Genomic DNA, 20,797 nt, shown 5'->3' with positions numbered 1-20,797 from the left:
CAAGCTAGACCAGCAAGAAGCGTTGTAAGAGTCGAATTAGGAGTCTCATGTTAGGATGTGGGAGCAAATGATTGAGGTAGCGGCAGCTATAATTGAGGACAAGTTAGGTCGAATCTTGATCGCTAGACGTAAAGAAGGTAAGGCTCAAGAAGGCCTATGGGAGTTCCCAGGCGGTAAACTGGAGAAGAACGAAACTGTGCAAGATTGTCTGCGAAGAGAGCTATTAGAGGAAATGAATATCGAGATTGTTTCCTATGAGTCATTTGGTGTAAATGATCATCAATATGGTCCAACATACATTCGTTTATTTGCATACAAAGCAACCTACATTAGTGGAGAGATTGTCCTTATAGATCATGACGATTACCGATGGGTGTACCGGAATGAACTAAATGAATATGCATTTGCTCCAGCGGATATTAAATTTGTTGATATGCTAAATAAAGAGTAGTAGTAACACTTCAAAGGGGAAAAACATTATTTATCACACCTGTTCAGTAGAACATAGATATCGCAAACCGTTGAATCCCCTAGATGAAAATATTAATAATAAGAGCGAGACAATAAGCTAATGCTTAACGTCTCGCTCTTATTTGCGTTCCCCTTTATATCCGATGAGTTTCTGGTACTGACCCTCCACCGGCGATGTAATTACGACCGTAGTTCATCCTGCCACTCAGTAATATCAAATGGGCTAACCTCTAGTATTTTGCATATACGTAAAGCTATCTTAACGGTTGGAATTGACTTCCCGGTTTCTAACCGCTGGTAGTACCTTAAAGATACATCAATCATATGCGAAAAATCTTCTTGGACTATATTTTTATTTTTTCTGGCTTCACTTAATTTCAAAGGGATTACTCCTAACTGCTTTACCCTTATGGTATCGAATAAATTTACGCTTTATAACGATACATATATCGTGTAATATATATCGTAAAGGCAATGAGAGTCCGACTCCTTGCTGCATGCAGCTAATGAAGAGAGGCTATGAAGATGAAGCGATTGGATGAATGGCGTTCATTATCACATAGCGTGCTGTTAAACCCTCAATACTGGCATGATATCTCCCAGCGTTACATGGAATCGGCTGTAATCTTCTTCAATCATGGGATGTACGAGCAATGTCAGTCCGTTTCGGAGATGGCTGTGAATGCTATGTTCAAAGCGTATTACTTAAAAGTGAATGGTATTCTTCCCAAGTTATCGCAAAGACCAGATGTCTGGCTAAGTCATGTCCATTTGTTCACTGATGTAAACGTAGGTAGTGATTTGCTCATAAATGTTCTTGGCTTGCAATGCCACTCTTTTGAAAAGGAAATTACCCCTGTGCCCTCTAAGGAGCGTGTGCGAATTTGTTTCGAACAGATAGATCTCTTCTTAAGTCACTTATCACCAAAAGTCGTAGACGGCAGCTCTGCTCCCTATTGCTCCGTTATTAAATAACAAAAGTAAGGAGCCTCTATGCAGATTCCCGTGAAAGATACCAAAGGAAATATTCACATGCTCGATGTCCACCGGGATGTGCTATATATGCAAACGAACAGGAAAGGAAGTCTTCTATTCCATACGGGCAATGAGGTGTTTCAATCTATTCAACGGGTAGAAGAGTGGGCTCTTCTGCTGGATTCGGCGGGCTTCTTGCGGGTTGACCGTGGAACAATCGTCAATTTGAGTAAAGCTTGGTTATATGATCCGGAACTAAAGGTGATAAATCTCCAAGCTAATGAAGAGCCCCTTTATATCCCAGTGTCCAGTAAGTCTATTCAGGAGATCATTCAAGCTTTAAGAGGGTCTGTTGAGCCTTCATAGCTTGGCCCCTGATAGCCAAGCTTTTATTCGAGATAGGTACAACAAAACAGTATTGCAATCAAAAGAGCTAATTTGAAGGTCTACTTAGACCCTCAAATTAGCTCTTAGTGCGTTTAAGCGAGAAGGAACACTTTTTTCTTAGTAAATCTAGTAGGTGTCGCGCAGACTCTCCCGTTTTTGTCTCTTAACCTTAGACCATTTAATGCAGAAGGTGACGGCGAAGCTGGCCAAGGTGAACTTCATTCTGGAGCAGCTTCATTCCTGTGTAGTTTTTTGAATTAGGGATGCCGTCCTAGCAATCAGAGTAATATGTTCACTTCACAAAAATTTTCCGGTAACGCAGGGGATTCATTCCCGCGGTCTTCTTGAATGTCCGGTTAAAATGGGCGAATTGTTCGAAGCCGACTCTTTCCGATATTTCCGCAACCTTCTTGTCCGTTTCTTGCAGCAGTTTTTGAGCTTCGCGGATGCGTATCAAGTTATGATAGCTTACTAGGGTAAAGCCGGTCACCTTCTTGAAGGTTCGGCTAAGATAAGCGGGGCTCATGTCGAAGGTTTTAGACAACTCCGAAAGAGGAAGCTTTTCTTGGTAGCAAGCGTTAATGTGTTTGACGACATCGGCGATCTTCCGATGCGTTGGACTTAGCGGGTCGTCGGTTACCGCTGCACAACCATCCTTCAATCGAGAGGCGAATTGCAGAAGCTGCGCAAGGATAAGGCGGATCGACAATTCGAATCCGTCTTCTTTGCGTTCGATCTCGCTTATCATATTGCGGAAAGAATCCTCAACGAACCATTGCTCCCGCGGCTTCAGCCGGTAGAGGTGGTTGTTTCTGCGAAATACGTGCAGCAGTTCGGGACGAAACAGCGGATGGCCGGACCCTAGAAAAGAATCGCTGAAATTGACAACTATCCTTTCGTGCTGAGAGGATCCGAGCACGGATGTTTTGTGGACGTCATGCTTGTTGATGAACAAGAGATCGCCGGCTGCAATCGTGTAGGCGGTATCCTTAATAAAATAATTACGGCGGCCCGAGAGAAGGTAGTATATCTCATAGTTGCCGTGGAAATGGCTTGTTTTCTCATAAGGAGTCGTACGCATCACTTGTTGGATGTAAAAATCGCCCTCTTGCTCACCGTAGTCGATGGCTTCGATTTCTCCGGTCTGCATTTGATCACTCCATAACAAAATAAATCATATTTGGTGTTATTATAGCAAAATTGACCAATACAAGAAACTTATTTTGTCTTATGATAGATAGAAGAAGGATGATTGTACATCGGATTAACCGAGGAAGGAGTATGCAGATGAAATGGCGGGGTAGGAATACGGAAACGGGCTGCGCTGTGGAAAAAACAGCCCATAACGGCATAATTGCGGAAATAAGCGAGGTCGAAGAGGCAGAGGGCATGGCGTGGATTTCACCGGGATGGATCGATTTGCAGGTCAATGGATTCGCCGGGTTCGATTTTAACGACGCCTCGGTGACTTCGGATGATGTTCTTGCCGTGTCCAAGGTTCTGCATTCAAAAGGAATTACCGCATATTTGCCGACTGTCGTTACCGGTGATCACGATCGTATCATAAGGTCTATTAAGGTGATTGCATCCGTCAAAAGATCCGATTCTTCCGTTCGCGAATCGATTTACGGCATTCATTTGGAGGGCCCCTATATCTCTGCGGAAGATGGACCGCGAGGAGCCCACTCCAAACAGCATGTCCGCAAACCGGACTGGGAGGAGTTCCTTCGGTTTCAGGATGCGGCGGACGGGCTGATTCGAATGGTGACGATCGCACCGGAGACGGAAGGCGCAATCTCTTTTATCGAAAAGTCGGTGAAACACGATATCATCGTATGCATTGGCCATACGATGGCAAGCGATGAACAATTGAATTCGGCTGTTGATGCGGGAGCGACGATCTCTACGCACTTGGGCAACGGCTCGCATACGATTCTCCCAAGACACCCTAACTACATCTGGAGCCAATTAGCGGAAGACAGGCTATGGGCAACGTTCATCCCGGATGGCCATCATTTGCAGCCCGCCGTGATCAAGGCCATGGTACGCGCAAAACGCGACAAAGCGATCCTAGTCAGCGACTGCGTCAAATTCGGAGGTATGCCGCCCGGACGATACAAAAGCCTGATCGGGGATGAAGTCGAGCTTCGGGAGGACGGACGATTGTCAACGGCAGCGAACCCAGACATACTGGCTGGATCTGCTTACTCGCTGGACAGGGGAATAACCGGTGCGATCCGTTACACGGACATGGATCTCCGGGAAGCGATTGAAGCGGTGACCGTTCGTCCTAGCAGAGCTTTGGGGGCTTCGAGTTTAGGCCGTCTCGAAGTTGGCTGCCCCGCTCATTTGACCCTGTTTGATTATGATGAACAAACTTATGCCATCTCGGTACGGGAGACGGTTGTAGCCGGTTGTTCGGTTTACGCCCGATAATCTAATTGATAACTATGGAGGGATCACCATGCATTTACATGTTGCCGAAACAGCGGAACAATTGGGTAAAACAGCGGCGGACAAAGCGGCTGAGATCATCAACGGATGTATCGAGAAACAAGGAGCCGCCCGGATTATTTTATCCACCGGCGCATCGCAATTTCCTTTTTTAGAGGCACTCGCCCAGAAACAGGTGGATTGGAGCAAGGTCGAGATGTTTCATCTCGACGAATATGTCGGGCTTCCGGAGTCGCATCTCGCGAGCTTCCGAAAATATTTGCGCGAACGGTTTCTGTCCTACGCACCAGTTAAGAAAGCTTATTTGGTCAACGGGGAAGGAGACGTCGCAAGAAATATTGCGGATTTAACGGAAGAAATCAACCGGTTGCCGATCGATCTGGCACTCATTGGCATCGGAGAAAATGCGCACATAGCATTCAACGATCCTCCGGCGGATTTTGATACAACTGAAGCTTATAAGATTGTCGAATTGGATGAAGCATGCAAAAGACAGCAGGTGGGCGAGGGTTGGTTCGACTCCATCGATCAGGTCCCTGCTCAGGCGATTACGATGACGGTAAGAAAAATTATGGAAAGTTCCACTATTATTTCCTGCGTTCCCCACGAAGTGAAAGCGAACGCGATCAAGCAGACTCTGAACGAAGAGATTTCCCGCGAGGTTCCGGCTTCGATCTTGAATACCCATAGCGATTGGTGGTTGTATTTGGACGCTTCTTCCGCTTCCCAATTGAAGTGATGATTAGCCCACTGTTCCAATAAAGTAAGCAGCGGCGGACTAAGACGTGAAAATAAAGTCTTAGACTGCCGCTGCTGTTTCAGCCTGTTATTGAACTAACATTCCCCAGTTAGCGTAACGATTAGTTAATCGAACTCTTAGTTAACATTTGATTTCGACGGAAAGTGATTGTTCCTAATGTTAAGTCAACAGAAACTCTACTACTTCAGTCTTCAGCGTTTCGTGAAATTGCACGCGATCAAAGCCGGGCGGGTCTTGCGAGGGGGGAAAGGCTGGTGAAATCATCTCAGCTGGGAAAGGAGTCAGGAAGGAATAATGTCCGGCATTCTCCACCGTCCGATAGCGAATCATTTGCGGTTCAGCAACACTATTCATGATGATCTGCGCGTGAAAAGGAGGTGTGTAAGGGTCTTGCTCGGCATCCAACATGAGAATGGGGAGCCGAACGTTGCTTAATGCTCCCTCATTACGGAACCAAACGGACGCCGGGGCTAGCAAAATCAGGGACCGGATGCGTGAATCATAAGGAACATCGATCTGCTGCGGCTTCCCATCCGGGCTCTCAGTAGGGAAGGAGGTCGGGATGCCGCCAGCTGCTGCAAGCGCGGTGTAGCCCCCCATGGAATGCCCGATGACCGAATGGCCTCCCGGCTGGAGAAGCCCCTTAAACCTCTCATCTTCAAAAAACCAGTCGGCTGCCATGCGAAGGTGCCGGGGGCGATAGGTGAGGTTTTGGACAGTACCTTCCAAACTATTATCGTTGCGGTTATTGAATGGATGTTCGAGCAGGCCAACGATAAAGCCGCTGCGCGCCAAATGCCGAGCGAGCGACCGGTACACAAGCGGTGAACCGCCTGTACCGTGTGAAATGAGGACTAGCCTAAATTTTCCATCCAGCGGCGCTGCGTCTCTGGCCACCTCCAACGAGTACGGCCCTATCCTATCAGTCTGTTCCGGTGCATCTGTCGGATACATCACGATCATGGGAACGGTCACCCTCAATGCGTTGTCGGTAATTTGTACCTCGCAGCAACCTGCATATACTTCAACAATGTCTTCTATTTTGTTCATCTTGATCTCTTCCTCTCCTTGAGCTACATGCTCCTAATATGGCGAGCCAACGGGAATATATATGTCTAATACCGAATCCTCGTTCATCGGTCCTAGATATCGATGGTCGTAACGCACAAACTCCGGGCAATTCGTACGAACGCTGCCTGACTGGGGTAACCACGTTTCATAAATGTACTGGAACGTATCGTTGAGTCTCGATAATGTCCCCTTATGAGTAAAAACCGCATAAGTTACCACTGGGAGCAGCTTAGCGACCATTCCCAAGGGAACTACACTCTCCTCGCTAGCCACCTCGACACAAGCGATATACGTGATTTCCCATTGCCTACCTGTAAGTTCAATGACCGCATAAAATATGTCTTCCGTATCCGGCTTTCGCTCAATTTCAAACAAACGCTGCCTAAAGCTCCGCCATAGCTTTCCGACCTCGTCCGAATTAACACCCGGTATTGACATGCCGACCAGATTCAGCTTATTCAGGCAGACAATAGCTGGCACGAGGGAGACGCTCTTATTCAAATGCTGTAGCCCCACTTCATCCAAAGGAAGCTTCTCCATTGCCCGGAACAGCGTGTCCTTCATGTCCCTTTGCTTTCGAAATTGTCCAGGCGAGATGGAGAACATTTTCCAAAAGGCTCGGGCGAAGGATTCCTGAGACTCGAACCGGTACAAGATGGCAATATCTATGATCCTTTGGTTGGTATAAAATAAATCGTATGCTGCTTGAGTCAATCTCCGCTTACGTATGTACTCCGAGACGGAGTTTCTCGTAACCGATAGGAAGATCCGGTGAAAATGGTACGGCGAATAGCCCGCAGCCTCCATAGCCTTGGTGCTTAAGCTCTCATCGGTCAGATGATCCTCAATGTAGGTAATGGCCTTGATTACCAAATCCTTATAATCCACTTTAATGCCTCCATATCGATATACTCACTTTACGACAGATGGAACGCTCTGTTTTGATATTTTTTGCGGAATTTTACTTTACTCAACAGCTAACACTACTTTCCAAGCGTAGATAGTTTCCTGATCAGCCACACTCTTCGGTTCGCCAAAAGAGCGACCTCTGGCAATTGCTCAGTCTCGCTGGTTTTAAACTGACACCGTACATGGTGCCGCGTGAATGACTGCCTGCGATGATTATGTTCTGATTTATCTTGCGGATGATAAAGCCGTCATCGCCTAACGTATTCCCGGTCAGCTCCGGAACCAGACTTTCTGTCAGTGCGTTTCTCCCCACAAGTACCACTGGATCATTGGGCGGAGCGGTGTCCACCGTTAGTTGAAACGGAGCACCGGTAACCTGTGTCAAATAATCGACTAGCTCTTCAGCCGCATGCTGCTCCATGCTGTCTGCGTCTGAATGGACGAACACCTTGTACATGGCGCTACCGTTATTGGCCAGAATGACATTATTGCCTACAATCAAATTATTTTCAGCGGATGTAAAACCAGGAAAGATCGTAAACACTAGCATGAGAGATAAAATACCGGCTATCGATTTTCTAATCAACTTGATCGCCTCCAATTTCTGATCTTATTTTTCCATAAAAACCCTGAAGGATCTTGTTTTGTAAATGCTTTCAAATCGTATAAATATCGTTCATACTCTCGGGTGCATTTAGTTCGGGGCATCATGGCTAGAAGCGGGAGCACACATACTTTGACTAGCAATGAAAGAGACGCTTGTTGACGATTTGGCGATTCGACATGGTTAAACCTCCCTAAATAATAACAGCATGTTTATATGTATCAGATTTGGCCGGCTCGGGTTTATATCGCTTCACCTCCATTCCGGAATGAACCTCCTCCGGCCAAAATCGTGATCTCCTTTGTTAGATCCGAGGAAAATGCCTTTCGTGAAATATTTCTGCAGGAAAGGATAGACGCAAAGTATCGGGATCATTGAGACGACGATATTCGTTCAACAGAATCGCCAGCACAATGGGAAAAGTCGTGGAAAAAATCGATGCTTTCTATCGGTAAATCCCAGTGTAGGTGTCGTGAAGCTTAACCGTCAATAATCTGAAACGTACCAAATTGACTATCCGCCGATTCCCAGTTGTACCAATGGTTTGCGGTTCTGGATAATCATTTAAGGATCAGGGTTGCAGGTGAAAAGTAATCGTTTTCTATTGTTCAGGAAATGGTTGGATGTTCCAATGTGGCAGGGAGTAGAAGGGAGGGATGGCTGCTTGGCGGCCTTCAGGGGAAAAATGATATCGATCAGCAGTTCGTATTGTGTGTCCGGCATACCAAATCGCACCGGTTTTAATTAGGTACGGTTTGTTTTGACATTCCGTTTCCTGCTGAAAATGATCGAACCAAACTCTATAAAGCAATAAAGGAAGAGGACACCCGACCGGACAGGTCGAGGTGTCCTCTTCTTGTTTCACCCAAGTCCCAAAATGCCGAAGGTGAAAACGGGGATGGCGATATTTCGGCACCCAAATCCCGATTTGCAAAAACAGCGTGGAAATCAAAATCGCTTGCACGAACCGGTTGCTTAGCAGCGAAGAGGCCGAAGCAGGCTGATTGGCAGTAATGAATCTCTCCCTTTCCAATTCCGTTCCCAGACCGATTTCTCCCTTATTTCTCTACGTACATAATTTGTTCCGAAATAACTATTGGATAGAGGAGAACCTTATCAGTCCTGGCATAGAGGGTACAGACAGATTGTGGAACGGAGGATTGTGGATTTGCACAGCCACGGTTCGCCTCGCTGAGCTCAATTCCAAAACTAAGGACACCCAAACGGGTGCCCTTAAATTTCACTCTATAGAAGTTAATCGTACATACTGGTAAAGCAGAAAGTTGAGTTGAGAGAAGAAGCTGCAATGTTAAAGTTACAGATTGGTGTTTATGTTACGGGAGTCAACTCATGTGGAGTGCTGTAATCAGCCCCCCACATTAAAAAGACCGGGAAAGGCGGAATCCAAGGTCGTCGATGCAAAATGACGGGTGGCTGCGACGACGGCACGAAGACCCACAACCCCTGGCCTCTTCAGCCCAGCTGCCACCGCGAAAAATTCGGTAGGATCCATATACGTTCTCATCATATAAATCCCAACACCACTCCCAAGCATTTCCTACCATGTCATACAGACCCCATGCATTCGGTTCCTTTTGTCCTACTTCATGAATTTCGCCTTCTGAATTTTCATTGTACCAAGCGATCTTATCTATTTCTCCGTATCTATATCCAGTAGTTCTTGCTTTACATGCATACTGCCATTCTGCTTCTGAAGGAAGGCGATAACCGTCTGATTCCCAATCACAGATGATTTCGTCACTGTCATTACTTATAGAATAACACTCATTCAATCCAGCTTTCTGAGAAAGTAGATTGCATAAGTAAATGGCTTCATTCCATGAAATATTCACAACCGGCTTTTGATTTCTGTCGATAGAAGTGGGTGATTTTCCCGTAATCTCACAATACAGTTCCATTGTTACAGGATACTGGGCAAGAAGGAACGGTCTTATTTGGGCCTTCCATATCCTTTTTGTTCGATCGTCTCTTAATTCTATTTCTCCACTTGGAATGTTGACCATTGGATAATCAAAATCGCTCTTTAATGCATCTGACACTCTGCATACCTCCTCATCTTCAGAGTTAACTAGTGGCTTCATAATCATCCTCCAATTAGCCTTTTGACATAGTCCTCACAGATATATCGATTATCTTCACCGTTCATTGGCTGAATATTGGCTACTCTAAAGAAGCTAAGCCCTACCACCATTGCTAGCAGGCCATAAGCAGCGCTATTCGAGTCATCCACCTTCATATTCCCTAGCATGCTGCCATAGTCAAAGATTTTCACTAAACCTTTAATGTCTTCCTTATACCCCGCTGAAACGACTTCTTGTAAACTGGGATCCAATACTGCTTTAGAAAAGAAATGAAGAAAAAGCTTTGCTTGAGCCTCGTGTGGGATATACATCCTTTCAATACCCTCAAGATCCGATACATTGATTGACCCTTGTGTATCCTCGCTATAAGGTGGGAGGATGTTCTTCAGTGTGACCTCGATCATTGCCTCTGGAGTCATTGTATTCTGAATTTGAGAATTGATCTTCAAACCATAATAGGCTAAGAACGACCTGAAAGCCTCAATAATCAAGTTATCTTTATTCTTAAAGTAATAAGTTACAACACCCTTTGAGCAATTCGCATACTCAGCGACTTTATCCAGAGTCATGCCATCAATCCCATGTCTGCTAATACACATTAGTGTGGCGTTAATTACATCTGCTCGACGCTTGGGTTCCATTCCTACTTTAGGCATTTTTTTCGATTCCCCGTTTCATGGAAAGACTACTGATTTATTTATTTATACCGAACAGACAGAATAAATAAAACATATAGGAGATGAACCACTCTGTCAAGCCAGTATTAGTCATGGCGAGGGGACGCCCCATACCGCAGCATATGACAGATGTGGAGTGCTGTGTGTTACCAATTAATGATAGAATAGGATGAAGTATCTGGATTTCTGAAATTAAGCAGTACTTTGACAGGTCATATGGAGGATTGGACATCATGTCATTAGCAGAGGATATCAGGCTAAAGGAATTACGGAATGGGAACTTCATGGAGGTTTCCTCTTTCATACATATAGCGATAGTGTTGGCGGAAATGGTTCATGAGGCACATAAGAGGAACACCGTCATAGGCGATCTGAATCCCGCTAGTATTCTGATTCGGGAGGAAACAAATCTAGCGGCGCTAGCAGACAATCGTGAGGCGGATTACGCCTATCTATCTCCCGAGCAAACGGGCAGGATCAATCATATGCCTGATGGGCGCAGCGATTTGTATGCGCTAGGCATGATGTATTACGAAATGCTGGCAGGGTGCTTGCCATTTCAAGCGCAGAGTGCTGAAGAGTGGGTACATGCTCATCTTGCGATTGTGCCTAAACCGCTAAGAGAGCTGCGTCAGGAAATTGCGGGATCGCTCGAAGACATCATCATGAAGCTGTTGGCAAAGGGACCTGAGGAGCGCTATCAGAGTGCTTATGGTTTGTTAGCCGATCTAAGACGGTGTGCTTCATCTATGGAAGAGAGGGGAGAAATCGTTCCTTTCGAGATTGCTCGTATCGATGAGGCCAGTCGGTTTCGCCTCCCGCGTAATCTCTTCGGCATTGAAACGGAAGAAGAAAAGCTTCGAGAGGCTTATGAACGGGCCCGTGCCGGGGAATCAGCATTCATAGTTGTTTCCGGGCGGGCAGGCAGCGGTAAAACCGCGCTTGTTCGAGAGCTTCAGGTACGGGTTACAAGGGAAGACTGTCCGTTCATTACGGGTAAATGCGATCTGATGAATCGGGATATTCCCCTCTCGCCGATCCTGCAGGCACTTCGCATCTTGATTCGGCAGGTCTGGAGAGAATCGCCAGAAAGAGTTGCGAGGATAAAGACACAGTTAACAAAGGCATTAGGGCAAGGAAAGGGCGTTATCGCACAGCTTCTACCGGAAGCGGGGAAGCTTCTCGGAGAACTTCCTTCTGTTGAACCACTCCCTCCTGCTGAAGCGGCTATTCGTTTCCATCGCTTGTTTCCTATTTTTATAAAAGTATTTATCGATAGGAAACATCCTCTCGTTATGTTTCTGGACGATCTGCAATGGGCAGATTCTGCTACGATGGATGTCCTTCGTACGCTTGCATATGACGGGGGCCTGCATAGTTTATTAGTCATAGGCGCGTTCCGAGAGGAAGCAGCGCCAGGCGGTATGGATAATGCAGAGACCCAAGCTGCAGCTGCTTTAGGAATGGGAGATTTACTTTCCCTGCATAAGGCTGACACGCCTCTTCGGGTGCAGCATATTGCGCTCTCCCCTCTGTCCTACATCGATGTGAGGCATTTTGTGTCCTCTATTCTCAATGAAAATTCGGCTCGCGTCCGATTGCTTGCGGAAGCGCTTTACCATCGAACAGGTGGGAATCCGCTATACTTACACCGGTTTCTGGACAGCTTGTATCGGGAGAAAAAGCTTTATTTTGATGAGAAGCAGGCCATTTGGACCTGGGATGCAGCGGCAGTTACACAGATGCCTGAAGATCCTGATATTCTACAGTTGATTGAGTCTCGAATTCGTATGCTCTCCCATGAAACAATTGGGCTGCTTGGCATAGCGGCAGCAACCGGGCATCGCTTCCGTCCAGAATTGATTGCCTTAGTAAGCGAGTATTCCTTGCCTCTTACACGTAAGCTTTTGCTTTCAGTCGAGGAGGAAGGTTTAATTGGCCGTGTGGATGACGCTGACAAAGCGGAAGCGGATGACCTTGTATATACCTTTTTACATGATCGGGTACAGCAGGCCGCTTATATGACGATTCCCGAAGTGGAAAAAGCAGCCCTACATTTGAAAATCGGGCGCGTGATGCAAGAGCATGCATTCGACCAGCAGGGATCGTCTATCTTCGACATGGTTTATCATCTGAATCTGGGCAGCAGTGAGCTGTTCCATGAGGCGGAGAAGTTGGAGCTGGCTGCGTATAATCTTCAGGCCGGGCTGAAGTCCAAAGCAACAACGGCATTTGCGGTTGCGCTGCACTTCTTGGAAACGGGCTTGCGTCTTACCAAGGATGATGGGGTAGGGACGAATTCGCTTGCCTACCGATTAATGCTGGAGCTGCCTGAATGCGAGTATATGTGCGGTCGCGTAGACCGCGCGGAAGAGCTGCTCGACCGCTTAATGATCCGTACAACGGGCTTGGTGGAGCGATCCCATATTTACCTGATTCGGATCGCGATGAATACGTATCTGAAGAATGATGAGGCAGCCGTCAATATCGGGTGGCAGGCGCTGGCGGAATTCGGCTGGCATTTGCCGAGAAAGCCTTCTAAAGCAGCTGTCGTGAAAGAAGTTCTCATGACGCAAAGCGCATTATACAGAATGCGCAATGAGCTGCCGCGGTTACCGTTAAATGATGAACCTCATTATAAAGCTTTGTCGAATTTGGTCATGGCGATAGCGACTTCGGTATTTACATTAAGTTTGGAACTGTCTGCCGTTCTGTTCTCAAGATTCGTTCGTTATGGTCTGAAGCATGGTAATAACGAAGCGTTTGCGTTTATTCTTGCTGGATACGGCTTAGTGATTCTTAGGAATAAAATTTCTTTCTTCCAAACGGGGCTTCATTATATAGATCAAGCCTTTCAACTTTCAGCATCTTCTGTAAGCGTGGACCTGCAATGTCGACTGCACTATATTAGGGGTCTGGCTATAATGCTGCAGAATCCGGAGGAAGGCGTTGAACATTTTGAGAGGGCTATACATTACGGGATGGAATCCGCCAATCTGACGTACGTTAGCATTGCAATGCTAACATGCACGACCACACATACCGGGGATCTGTATACATTGTCATCACGAATAACGGATTATGAAGAGCTTTCCCAGAAGCTTGTGGATGAAGTAACGCTCAACATCTTTCGCATCGCGAGATGGTATATGGCGCAATTACAAGGCGATGACAGCCACAACGATGGAGTTGTAGTTCCGTTACAGAGCGATCGCTTCAAGGAGACACTGAATCATGAGGTTTATTATATATGCACCTGCCAGATCGAAATTGCTTATTTGTCCGGGCGGTACCAGGAGGCCCTCCAATGGGTAGAGCAAGGCAAATTCAATACCTTCAGACAGACTCGGATGCAAGTTCGCAAGCAGCATGTCTATCAAGCACTAACGCTTGCTGCAATTCATGCGGAGGCGCCGCCGGAAGAGCGTAAAAGCATTCGTGCTAAGCTTAGTAAACAATGGCATGCCATGAAGCAATGGTCAGGCTATTACGGGCAGAAGTCTTCGGCTTATCTGCTCATCACAGCGGAATGCCATCGAATCGACGGAAACCGAGTAGCTGCTGCTAGAGGATATGAGGATGCGACCCGCGAAGCGCGCAGGGAAAGGAACGGATTAATGGAAGCCATCGCCTGCGAACGGGCTTCCACATTCTATAGGGAAGAGGGGAGCATCACCGGAGCGGATGTACTAATGGAGGATGCCTGTGCTGCTTATTCCAAGTGGGGAGCGGCTGCCAAAGTAAGAAGGCTGAGAGAATTATATCCTTCCCTGCCTTTATTAGCTGCTGAACGGCAAGAAGATAGAGTGCTCGCAGAGGAAGCAGACCCGGACCAGGAGGCCGCCGTATATGATAAGACGCCTGCTATCGTTGAAGATAAAGTACTTATTCGACAAATTACGGGATGGTCAAATACAGGAGAAAGCCCGGATGTCAGGGATCAATTCCTTGAATCGGTCCTTCGCTATTCGGGTGCAGAGAAGGGATATGTGATAAGCAGTCTCGAAGATCCTCATGATGATGCTTCTTATGCGGAGACCATTGTTCGCTATGTGATCAAGACAGGCGAGTCCATCGTCCTTGCAGATGCTTCGCGCAGCTCTTATGCGGCTGATCCATATATCCGCGACAATCAGCTGCAATCTGTTCTTTGTATGCCTATTCTTATTCCAAGGAAGTTATTGCCTTCTGTCCTTTATTTGGAGAATAACCTCATCTCAGGCGTATTCACCACGGAGAGGCTGGAAGTGCTGGAGCTCATGATTACCCGGATGGTTTATCTGCAATCCTTGGAGGATTCCCATACACAGACGAGTGTGTCAAGCGAACCAGGGAATGATCCATCGACGATTCCCGCCATAGATGCACAGCCGCTCGTCGATCCGCTGACGAACCGTGAAACGGAGACGTTATACGCGCTGGCAGACGGTCTGTCCAATAAGGAGATTGCCTATCGTTTTGGATTAACGGAGGGCACAGTCAAAAGTTATGTATTCAATTTATACGGGAAATTAGGGGCTAAACGGCGGGTTCAGGCGATTGCACGAGCAAGAGAACTAGGATTATTAGATTAGTTATATGAGATAACGGTAAGCAGTAAGAGCCAGCAAAAGGAGCCAAAAGGCGCAATTTTGTTGGCTTTTTCGACTATATTTGCATAACCATAACTTTAGTTAGTGTTATTTTATCATGCCTAGGACCTATACTTAAGCCCATATAAAATGAATGGAAGTTGGAGGAGATATTGAGGTATGAATAAGAGGAACAGTATGAGTACAAAAGTATTAGCGTTGATTCTGGTGATGATGGTAGTGATCAGCAGTATGCCAGGATTGTTCACAGCCGGAGCGGGGAAAGCTTATGCAGCTACGAAATATATAGGTGGCGGGAGTGGTACAGTAGAAGACCCTTATACGATTGCAGATGCTGATCAGCTAGACGATGCTAGGTATTTTGGAAATAACACTTATTTCAAACTGACAGCAGATATTAATTTAAGTGAATATCTTAAGGATACAGACAACGGCTGGGAGCCAATAGGATCAGATGAAAGTCCTTTTAACGGGAATGTGAATGGAAATGGCCATACAATCACAGGATTATGGATTGATTCGTCAATTAAGTATGTTGGGCTATTTGGTGCAATAGGTAAGGGTGGTTCGATCACAAATATGGCATTGGAGAATGTCGATATTACAGGTAATAGCTATACAGCTGGTTTAGCTGGTAAGAATGAAGGCTCAATTAGTAACAGCTACGTCAAAGGAACAGTGAATGGAAATGTTTTTGCTGGTTTCTTGGTTGCTGAGAACTTTGGCACTGTTAGTAACAGTTATTCCGAAGGGAGTATAGATACTTCTGGATTAGCCGGCGGCTTAGTTGGTGTCAATGGAGGAACAATTAGTAAAAGTCATTCTACAGCAGTTGTGACTGGCGATTCTACTACAGTTGTGAATGGAACTTCTACTATAGGTGGTTTGGTTGGCTTTAATTATGATGCTAGTAGAGTCTCGGATTTAAGAATAAGTGAATACTCTGTAGCTAGTTCTCTTCCTGATGGAAGTGCTGGAATAATCATCGATAGTTATGCTACAGGAAGTGTGGAGAATAGTGATAATAGTAAAGGTGGCGCAGTTGGTGGTCTGGCTGGAGTTAATTTAGGGACAATCAGCAACAGCAATGCTACAGGAAATGTGAAGAATAGTGATAATACAGATGGCGTAGTTGGTGGCTTGGTTGGAGGCAATGGTGGGACAATCAATAATAGCTTCGCAAAAGGAAACGTGGATGGAACGAACTTTGTAGGTGGTTTGGTTGGTGATACTAGTCCTGATTCCTTAATTAGCAACAGCAATGCTAAAGGAACTGTAAGCGGAAATGGTAATGTTGGTGGTTTAGTAGGTTCGAATAGTGGAACAATCGATACCAACTACGCAACAGGAAGTGTAACTGGAATTGACATTGTTGATGGTGATGACAGTTATTCTGTAGGTGGACTAGTTGGTTACAATGCTAACGCAGGAATAATCAACAAAAGCTATGCTTCAGGAAATGTCACTGGGAATTACGATGTAGGCGGTTTGGTTGGTTATTCTAATTCTAATTCCGAAATTAGCAACAGCCATGCTACTGGAACTGTTAGTGGAATTAGTAGTGTTGGTGGTTTAGTAGGTTCAAATAGTGGAACAATCGATACCAACTACGCAACAGGAAGTGTAACTGGAATTGACATTGTTGATGGTGATGACAGTTATTCTGTAGGTGGACTAGTTGGTTACAATGCTAATGCAGGAATAATCAACAAAAGCTATGCTTCAGGAAAAGTGTATGGTTATGGAGAAGCAGGCGGTTTGATTGGTACCAGTTATGGAACAATTAATACGAGCTACGCTACAGGAAATGTGGCTGGAGAATATTCTGTAGGCGGTTTAGTTGGTTATTTTAATCCGCAACTTAATGGAACAATTAACAACAGCTACTCTATAGGCAATGTGTCTGGAAGTGAAGACGTAGGGGGCTTGGTTGGTTACGCTACCCATGCTGGAGTAGTCCACAACAGTTTCTACAACACGGATACATCTGGGCAAGTAGATACTGGTAAAGGCGTAGGTAAGTCAAGCGATGAGATGAAGAAGCAGGAAACGTATACGTATGCGGATTCGGGTTGGAATTTTGTCAATGATTGGTATATGCGCACCAATCAATATCCTCAATTACTGGCTTTTTGGAAAAGTGATGCAGCAACGTTAACATCCACAATTGGAACAGTAAGCGCAAATGGAACAGCAAGTGCAACCATTACGAACATTCCTAATGCAACAACTTTAGCTGCATTTAAGGCAGCGATCACACCAGCAGCGGGTGCAACGGTTCAAGTCTACGATGCAGACGGAACGACCGTAGCAACAGTTTTGGCAACAGGCACGAAGGTTATTGTTACAGCGGAGGATGGAATTACAAAGGTAACCTATACGGTGACTGTGAATGCAGCACCCGGCGGTGACAATGGCAATGGCAATGGCGCTATAACAACACCAAGCAATGACAAAGTGACTTCCACAGATGGCCGTTTAACGCTTCCAGTAGGTAGAACGGGTGAGGTCAGCTTGGATAATGAAGTGACGATCTCTATTCCGGCAGGTGCAACAAGCGAAGAACTGAAATTAACGATTGCCAAAATACTAGAGACTCAAAAGCTTCTAACAAATAATGAGGTTCCAGCCAGCTCCGTATTCGAGATCTTGAAAAACTTTACGAATAACTTCATTAAACCGGTAACGCTGAGCTTTGTTTTCGATTCATCCAAGGTGAAGAGCAACCAAAGAGCAGCTGTATTCTTTTATGACGAAGTGAAGAAGGTTTGGGTCGAAGTCACAGGCGGCCAGACAAACGGGAATCGTATTACTGTAGAGGTCAATCATTTCACGAAGTATGCGGTACTCGTTGTTGACCAAACTACGAATAAACCAGAGCAGCCAACAGATCCTGCTGTAGGTATTACATTTAGTGATATCGCTGGACACTGGGCTGAAGCTAGCATCAAGCAAGCGGTGAGCGGCGGAATCGTCAAGGGTTATACCGATGGAACGTTTAAGCCGGGTAAGACGGTGACCCGTGCAGAATTCGCGGTTATGCTGATGAATGCGCTGAAGCCGCAAGGAGAAGGAGCGGCACTGACTTTCACAGATAAAGCGGAGATCGGAGCATGGGCACAGCAAGCAGTCGCTCAAGCTGTACAAGCTGGGATTATTAAAGGCTATGAGGGCGGTACTTTCCGTCCGAATGCAGTCATTACTCGCGTTGAGATGGCTGCAATGATTGCGAATACACTCAAGCTGGCAAGCGAATCGAATAGCTCAACTGGTTTCGCAGATGACAAGGACATTCCATCATGGGCGAAGGGCGCAGTAGGCGCATTGAAGAAGTTTGGTCTGCTCGAAGGGAAAGGCGGCAACAAATTCGATCCGACTGCTACAGCAACAAGAGCTGAAGCAGTAACCGTGATCTTGAAAATGCTGACGCAAGTGAACAAGTAAAAACAGGTTATTTGGAGTCATTTCAAACAAGGTTATTCTGCAAACGGATGAAAGCAGCCGTGCAGGATAACCTTGTTTTACTTTTGCAGAAAATTACCCCGCACCCTTGCAGCAATCTCCAGAAATCTATTGGATTCCTTGAAATAATACCGTTTACGATTAGAAAAACCAATCCATATTTGATGATCCCATACAACAAGGTTCGAATCAACGAAAGAAAACAGGTTGCTCATTTTGCTAATGGGCAACCTGTTTAATCGTGATAGCTACAACAAAACAGTATTGCAATTAAAAGAGCTAATTTGAAGGTCTACTTAGACCCTCAAATTAGCTCTTATTGCGTTTTTGCGAGAAGAAATACAGTTTTAATGTAATTTTTAGTGAGATAACCTATCATTTAAATAGGGAATTCAGGCATTTGATGTTTAAATACATAACATTAATATAACATAACTTCATTGTAATCAGCATTTCACTTTCAATTCCTGTTCTTTTTCGAGTAATTTATCAAAAAAACAATTTTATATGTTAGATAAGTTGACACAAAAGAACTGTGCATGCTAGAATACAGACAAAGATATTAACTAAATAGTTAATTCAATTTAACTAACTGTTTAAACGTCTGGTTAAAGCCTCACAGCTGCAGCACAGGCTCTCCTTAAAAAACGACAAAAGTGGTGATGCTGATTGTCTAACATCAAGGTAGAAAAAGTATTCAAACGCTTTGTACGGCGTGGACAGATGACGGATGCATTGCGTGACGTAAACCTGGAGTTTAAGCAAGGTACCTTCGTAAGTCTGATCGGCCCAAGCGGCTGCGGCAAATCAACGCTGCTTCGGATTATCGGGGGCTTGATGGAAGCTTCAGAAGGAATGATTTCGGTCGGTGGACAAACGCCGCAGCAGGCGCAAGCCGCTAAGCAATTCGGCTTCGTACCGCAAGCGCCCGCATTGTTTCCTTGGAGGACCGTGCTGGAGAATATGAACCTGCCATTTGAGGTTAACCGCAAGGCTGGTATCAACCTAAGTGATCGGGAAGATCCGGTGGAGCTGCTTCAGTCCGTTGGACTTGGCGACTTCATCCATGCTTATGCAAAGGAATTATCGGGTGGCATGCAGCAGCGTGTCGGTATTGCCAGAGCCTTCGGCTCCGGCGCTCCCATTCTGCTTATGGATGAGCCATTCTCTGCTTTAGATGAAATTACGCGTGAGATGATCAGCTATCAGCTGCTGAACATTTGGGAAACCCATCAGAAGACCGTTATATTCGTAACGCACAGCTTGCGTGAAGCCGTGCTGCTCTCGGACAAAGTCGTCGTCATGTCGAGCCGGCCAGGTCGCATATCACAAGTAATCGATATTGATTTGCCTCGTCCACGTACTCCCGATATTGAAGACAGCGACGAGTTTCATCATTACGTTAGTTTAATTAGAGGGCAATTGCGTGAAAGGTGGGGATGAGCATATGATGCGCCAGACCATATTGGAAAGCGATAATAAAGCTGCCGCTGCAGCAGCCGTTGAAGCCGTGCAGCTCACAAAACGGGTACAATCAACCGATTCCGGCCGAGGGGGATTCAAGGCTTGGTTCGCACAATCATCCTTTTTCCCGCCGCTGCTTGCTTTTATTGGGCTGTTCCTCCTGTGGGAGTTAGGTGTTCGACTATTCAACATTAACCCGCTGGTGCTGCCGACTCCTTCCTCCGTACTAGTGGAGCTAGTCAGTGAGTTCACTTTCTACCTGCCGCACACATGGGTAACGTTGTATGAAGCGGTCATCGGATTTCTAGCCGGCACGCTAATTGCTTTTATCGGCGGTATACTCATGGCGCATTCGCGGCTGCTGGAGCGCACGCTGCTCCCGATCGCCATTCTGGCCAACGTTACCCCGGTCGTTGCGATTGCGCCTCTATTAATGATTTGGTTCGGTTTTGGGGCTATGCCTAAAATATTGATTTCCGCCATTATTACCTTCTTCCCCATGTTAGTGAACTCCATTACGGGATTCCGCTCCATCGACGAAAACAACTATGAATTTATGCGATCCCTTCATGCAAGCAAGCTCGAAATTTTCATGAAGCTTCGACTACCTAACAGTCTGCCCTACTTATTCTCTGCAGCCAGAACTTGCGTCAGCCTCAGCGTTATCGGCGCGGTTGTAGGCGAGTGGAGCGGAGCGACTGAGGGCCTTGGCAATCTGGTTATGCTTGCTGGTAACTATATGCAGATGCAGCGAATGTTTGCGGCCATCCTTATGCTGGCGATTATGGGAATCTTCCTGACGAACCTAGTTCGTTTGATAGAACGAAAAGTACTATCTTGGCATGTGTCTGAGCAGCGCAACGACTAAT

At 46.0% G+C, this 20,797-nt stretch carries 18 protein-coding genes; 10 read left to right on the top strand and 8 right to left on the bottom strand.

What is annotated here, in order from left to right; genetic code table 11:
* The first annotated feature begins 55 nt into the window (after positions 1 to 55).
* Complete coding sequence (locus tag EKN16_RS18935) at positions 56 to 451, top strand: (deoxy)nucleoside triphosphate pyrophosphohydrolase (protein WP_311545940.1); 396 nt, start codon at positions 56 to 58, stop codon at positions 449 to 451.
* Positions 452 to 651: 200 nt separating this feature from the next.
* On the opposite strand, the gene EKN16_RS18930 is transcribed toward EKN16_RS18935, so the two are convergent.
* On the bottom strand, positions 652 to 852 hold the full coding sequence (locus tag EKN16_RS18930) for a helix-turn-helix transcriptional regulator (protein WP_125660663.1): 201 nt from the start codon (positions 850 to 852) through the stop codon (positions 652 to 654).
* 144 nt (positions 853 to 996) lie between these two features.
* On the opposite strand from EKN16_RS18930, the gene EKN16_RS18925 reads away from it, so the two are divergent.
* Complete coding sequence (locus tag EKN16_RS18925; protein WP_125660660.1) at positions 997 to 1,446, top strand: hypothetical protein; 450 nt, start codon at positions 997 to 999, stop codon at positions 1,444 to 1,446.
* An 18-nt stretch (positions 1,447 to 1,464) separates the two neighbouring features.
* Complete coding sequence (locus EKN16_RS18920) at positions 1,465 to 1,812, top strand: LytTR family transcriptional regulator DNA-binding domain-containing protein (protein ID WP_125660659.1); 348 nt, start codon at positions 1,465 to 1,467, stop codon at positions 1,810 to 1,812.
* A gap of 313 nt (positions 1,813 to 2,125) precedes the next feature.
* On the opposite strand, the gene EKN16_RS18915 is transcribed toward EKN16_RS18920, so the two are convergent.
* Complete coding sequence (locus tag EKN16_RS18915) at positions 2,126 to 2,983, bottom strand: AraC family transcriptional regulator (protein WP_125660656.1); 858 nt, start codon at positions 2,981 to 2,983, stop codon at positions 2,126 to 2,128.
* Positions 2,984 to 3,120: 137 nt separating this feature from the next.
* Between EKN16_RS18915 and nagA the strand changes: the two genes are divergently transcribed.
* Together nagA and EKN16_RS18905 are read left to right on the top strand one after the other, a co-directional pair.
* Entirely contained in the window at positions 3,121 to 4,269 is a 1,149-nt protein-coding gene (nagA, locus tag EKN16_RS18910; protein ID WP_125660653.1) for an N-acetylglucosamine-6-phosphate deacetylase, read from the top strand.
* A gap of 28 nt (positions 4,270 to 4,297) precedes the next feature.
* Complete coding sequence (locus EKN16_RS18905; RefSeq protein ID WP_125660650.1) at positions 4,298 to 5,026, top strand: glucosamine-6-phosphate deaminase; 729 nt, start codon at positions 4,298 to 4,300, stop codon at positions 5,024 to 5,026.
* Positions 5,027 to 5,206: 180 nt separating this feature from the next.
* On the opposite strand, the gene EKN16_RS18900 is transcribed toward EKN16_RS18905, so the two are convergent.
* The 6 genes from EKN16_RS18900 to EKN16_RS18875 form a co-directional block, all read right to left on the bottom strand.
* Positions 5,207 to 6,097 (bottom strand): alpha/beta hydrolase family protein, encoded by an 891-nt coding sequence (locus EKN16_RS18900; protein ID WP_125660648.1) that lies wholly within the window; start codon positions 6,095 to 6,097, stop codon positions 5,207 to 5,209.
* 33 nt (positions 6,098 to 6,130) lie between these two features.
* Positions 6,131 to 7,006 (bottom strand): effector binding domain-containing protein, encoded by an 876-nt coding sequence (locus EKN16_RS18895; protein ID WP_125660644.1) that lies wholly within the window; start codon positions 7,004 to 7,006, stop codon positions 6,131 to 6,133.
* Positions 7,007 to 7,130: 124 nt separating this feature from the next.
* A complete protein-coding gene (locus EKN16_RS18890; protein WP_125660641.1) occupies positions 7,131 to 7,613 on the bottom strand; it encodes an alpha-glucuronidase family glycosyl hydrolase in 483 nt (160 codons plus the stop codon).
* 619 nt (positions 7,614 to 8,232) lie between these two features.
* Positions 8,233 to 8,664, bottom strand: a complete 432-nt coding sequence (locus EKN16_RS18885) for a hypothetical protein (RefSeq protein ID WP_125660638.1) — start codon at positions 8,662 to 8,664, stop codon at positions 8,233 to 8,235.
* 346 nt (positions 8,665 to 9,010) lie between these two features.
* A complete protein-coding gene (locus EKN16_RS18880; protein ID WP_179955634.1) occupies positions 9,011 to 9,655 on the bottom strand; it encodes a formylglycine-generating enzyme family protein in 645 nt (214 codons plus the stop codon).
* Positions 9,656 to 9,735: 80 nt separating this feature from the next.
* A complete protein-coding gene (locus tag EKN16_RS18875; protein WP_125660632.1) occupies positions 9,736 to 10,389 on the bottom strand; it encodes a TetR/AcrR family transcriptional regulator in 654 nt (217 codons plus the stop codon).
* 254 nt (positions 10,390 to 10,643) lie between these two features.
* On the opposite strand from EKN16_RS18875, the gene EKN16_RS18870 reads away from it, so the two are divergent.
* The 5 genes from EKN16_RS18870 (at position 10,644) to EKN16_RS18850 (ending at position 20,796) form a co-directional block, all read left to right on the top strand.
* The gene (locus tag EKN16_RS18870; RefSeq protein WP_125660629.1) at positions 10,644 to 14,984 is read left to right on the top strand and encodes an AAA family ATPase; all 4,341 of its coding nucleotides are present in this window, start codon (positions 10,644 to 10,646) and stop codon (positions 14,982 to 14,984) included.
* Positions 14,985 to 15,161: 177 nt separating this feature from the next.
* Positions 15,162 to 18,446: an S-layer homology domain-containing protein gene (locus tag EKN16_RS18865; protein ID WP_125660626.1), complete on the top strand. Its 3,285-nt coding sequence runs from the start codon at positions 15,162 to 15,164 to the stop codon at positions 18,444 to 18,446.
* Positions 18,447 to 18,493: 47 nt separating this feature from the next.
* Positions 18,494 to 18,703 (top strand): hypothetical protein, encoded by a 210-nt coding sequence (locus EKN16_RS18860; RefSeq protein ID WP_125660623.1) that lies wholly within the window; start codon positions 18,494 to 18,496, stop codon positions 18,701 to 18,703.
* A gap of 430 nt (positions 18,704 to 19,133) precedes the next feature.
* On the top strand, positions 19,134 to 19,907 hold the full coding sequence (locus tag EKN16_RS18855) for an ABC transporter ATP-binding protein (RefSeq protein WP_125660620.1): 774 nt from the start codon (positions 19,134 to 19,136) through the stop codon (positions 19,905 to 19,907).
* 4 nt (positions 19,908 to 19,911) lie between these two features.
* Positions 19,912 to 20,796, top strand: a complete 885-nt coding sequence (locus EKN16_RS18850) for an ABC transporter permease (protein WP_125660617.1) — start codon at positions 19,912 to 19,914, stop codon at positions 20,794 to 20,796.
* Position 20,797 lies beyond the last annotated feature (1 nt).

The sequence above is a fragment of the Paenibacillus baekrokdamisoli genome (assembly GCF_003945345.1).
Classification (GTDB): domain Bacteria; phylum Bacillota; class Bacilli; order Paenibacillales; family Paenibacillaceae; genus Paenibacillus_Z; species Paenibacillus_Z baekrokdamisoli.
Note: the sequence above shows the minus strand (reverse complement) of the source record. Positions and strands in the feature narration are given on the sequence as shown.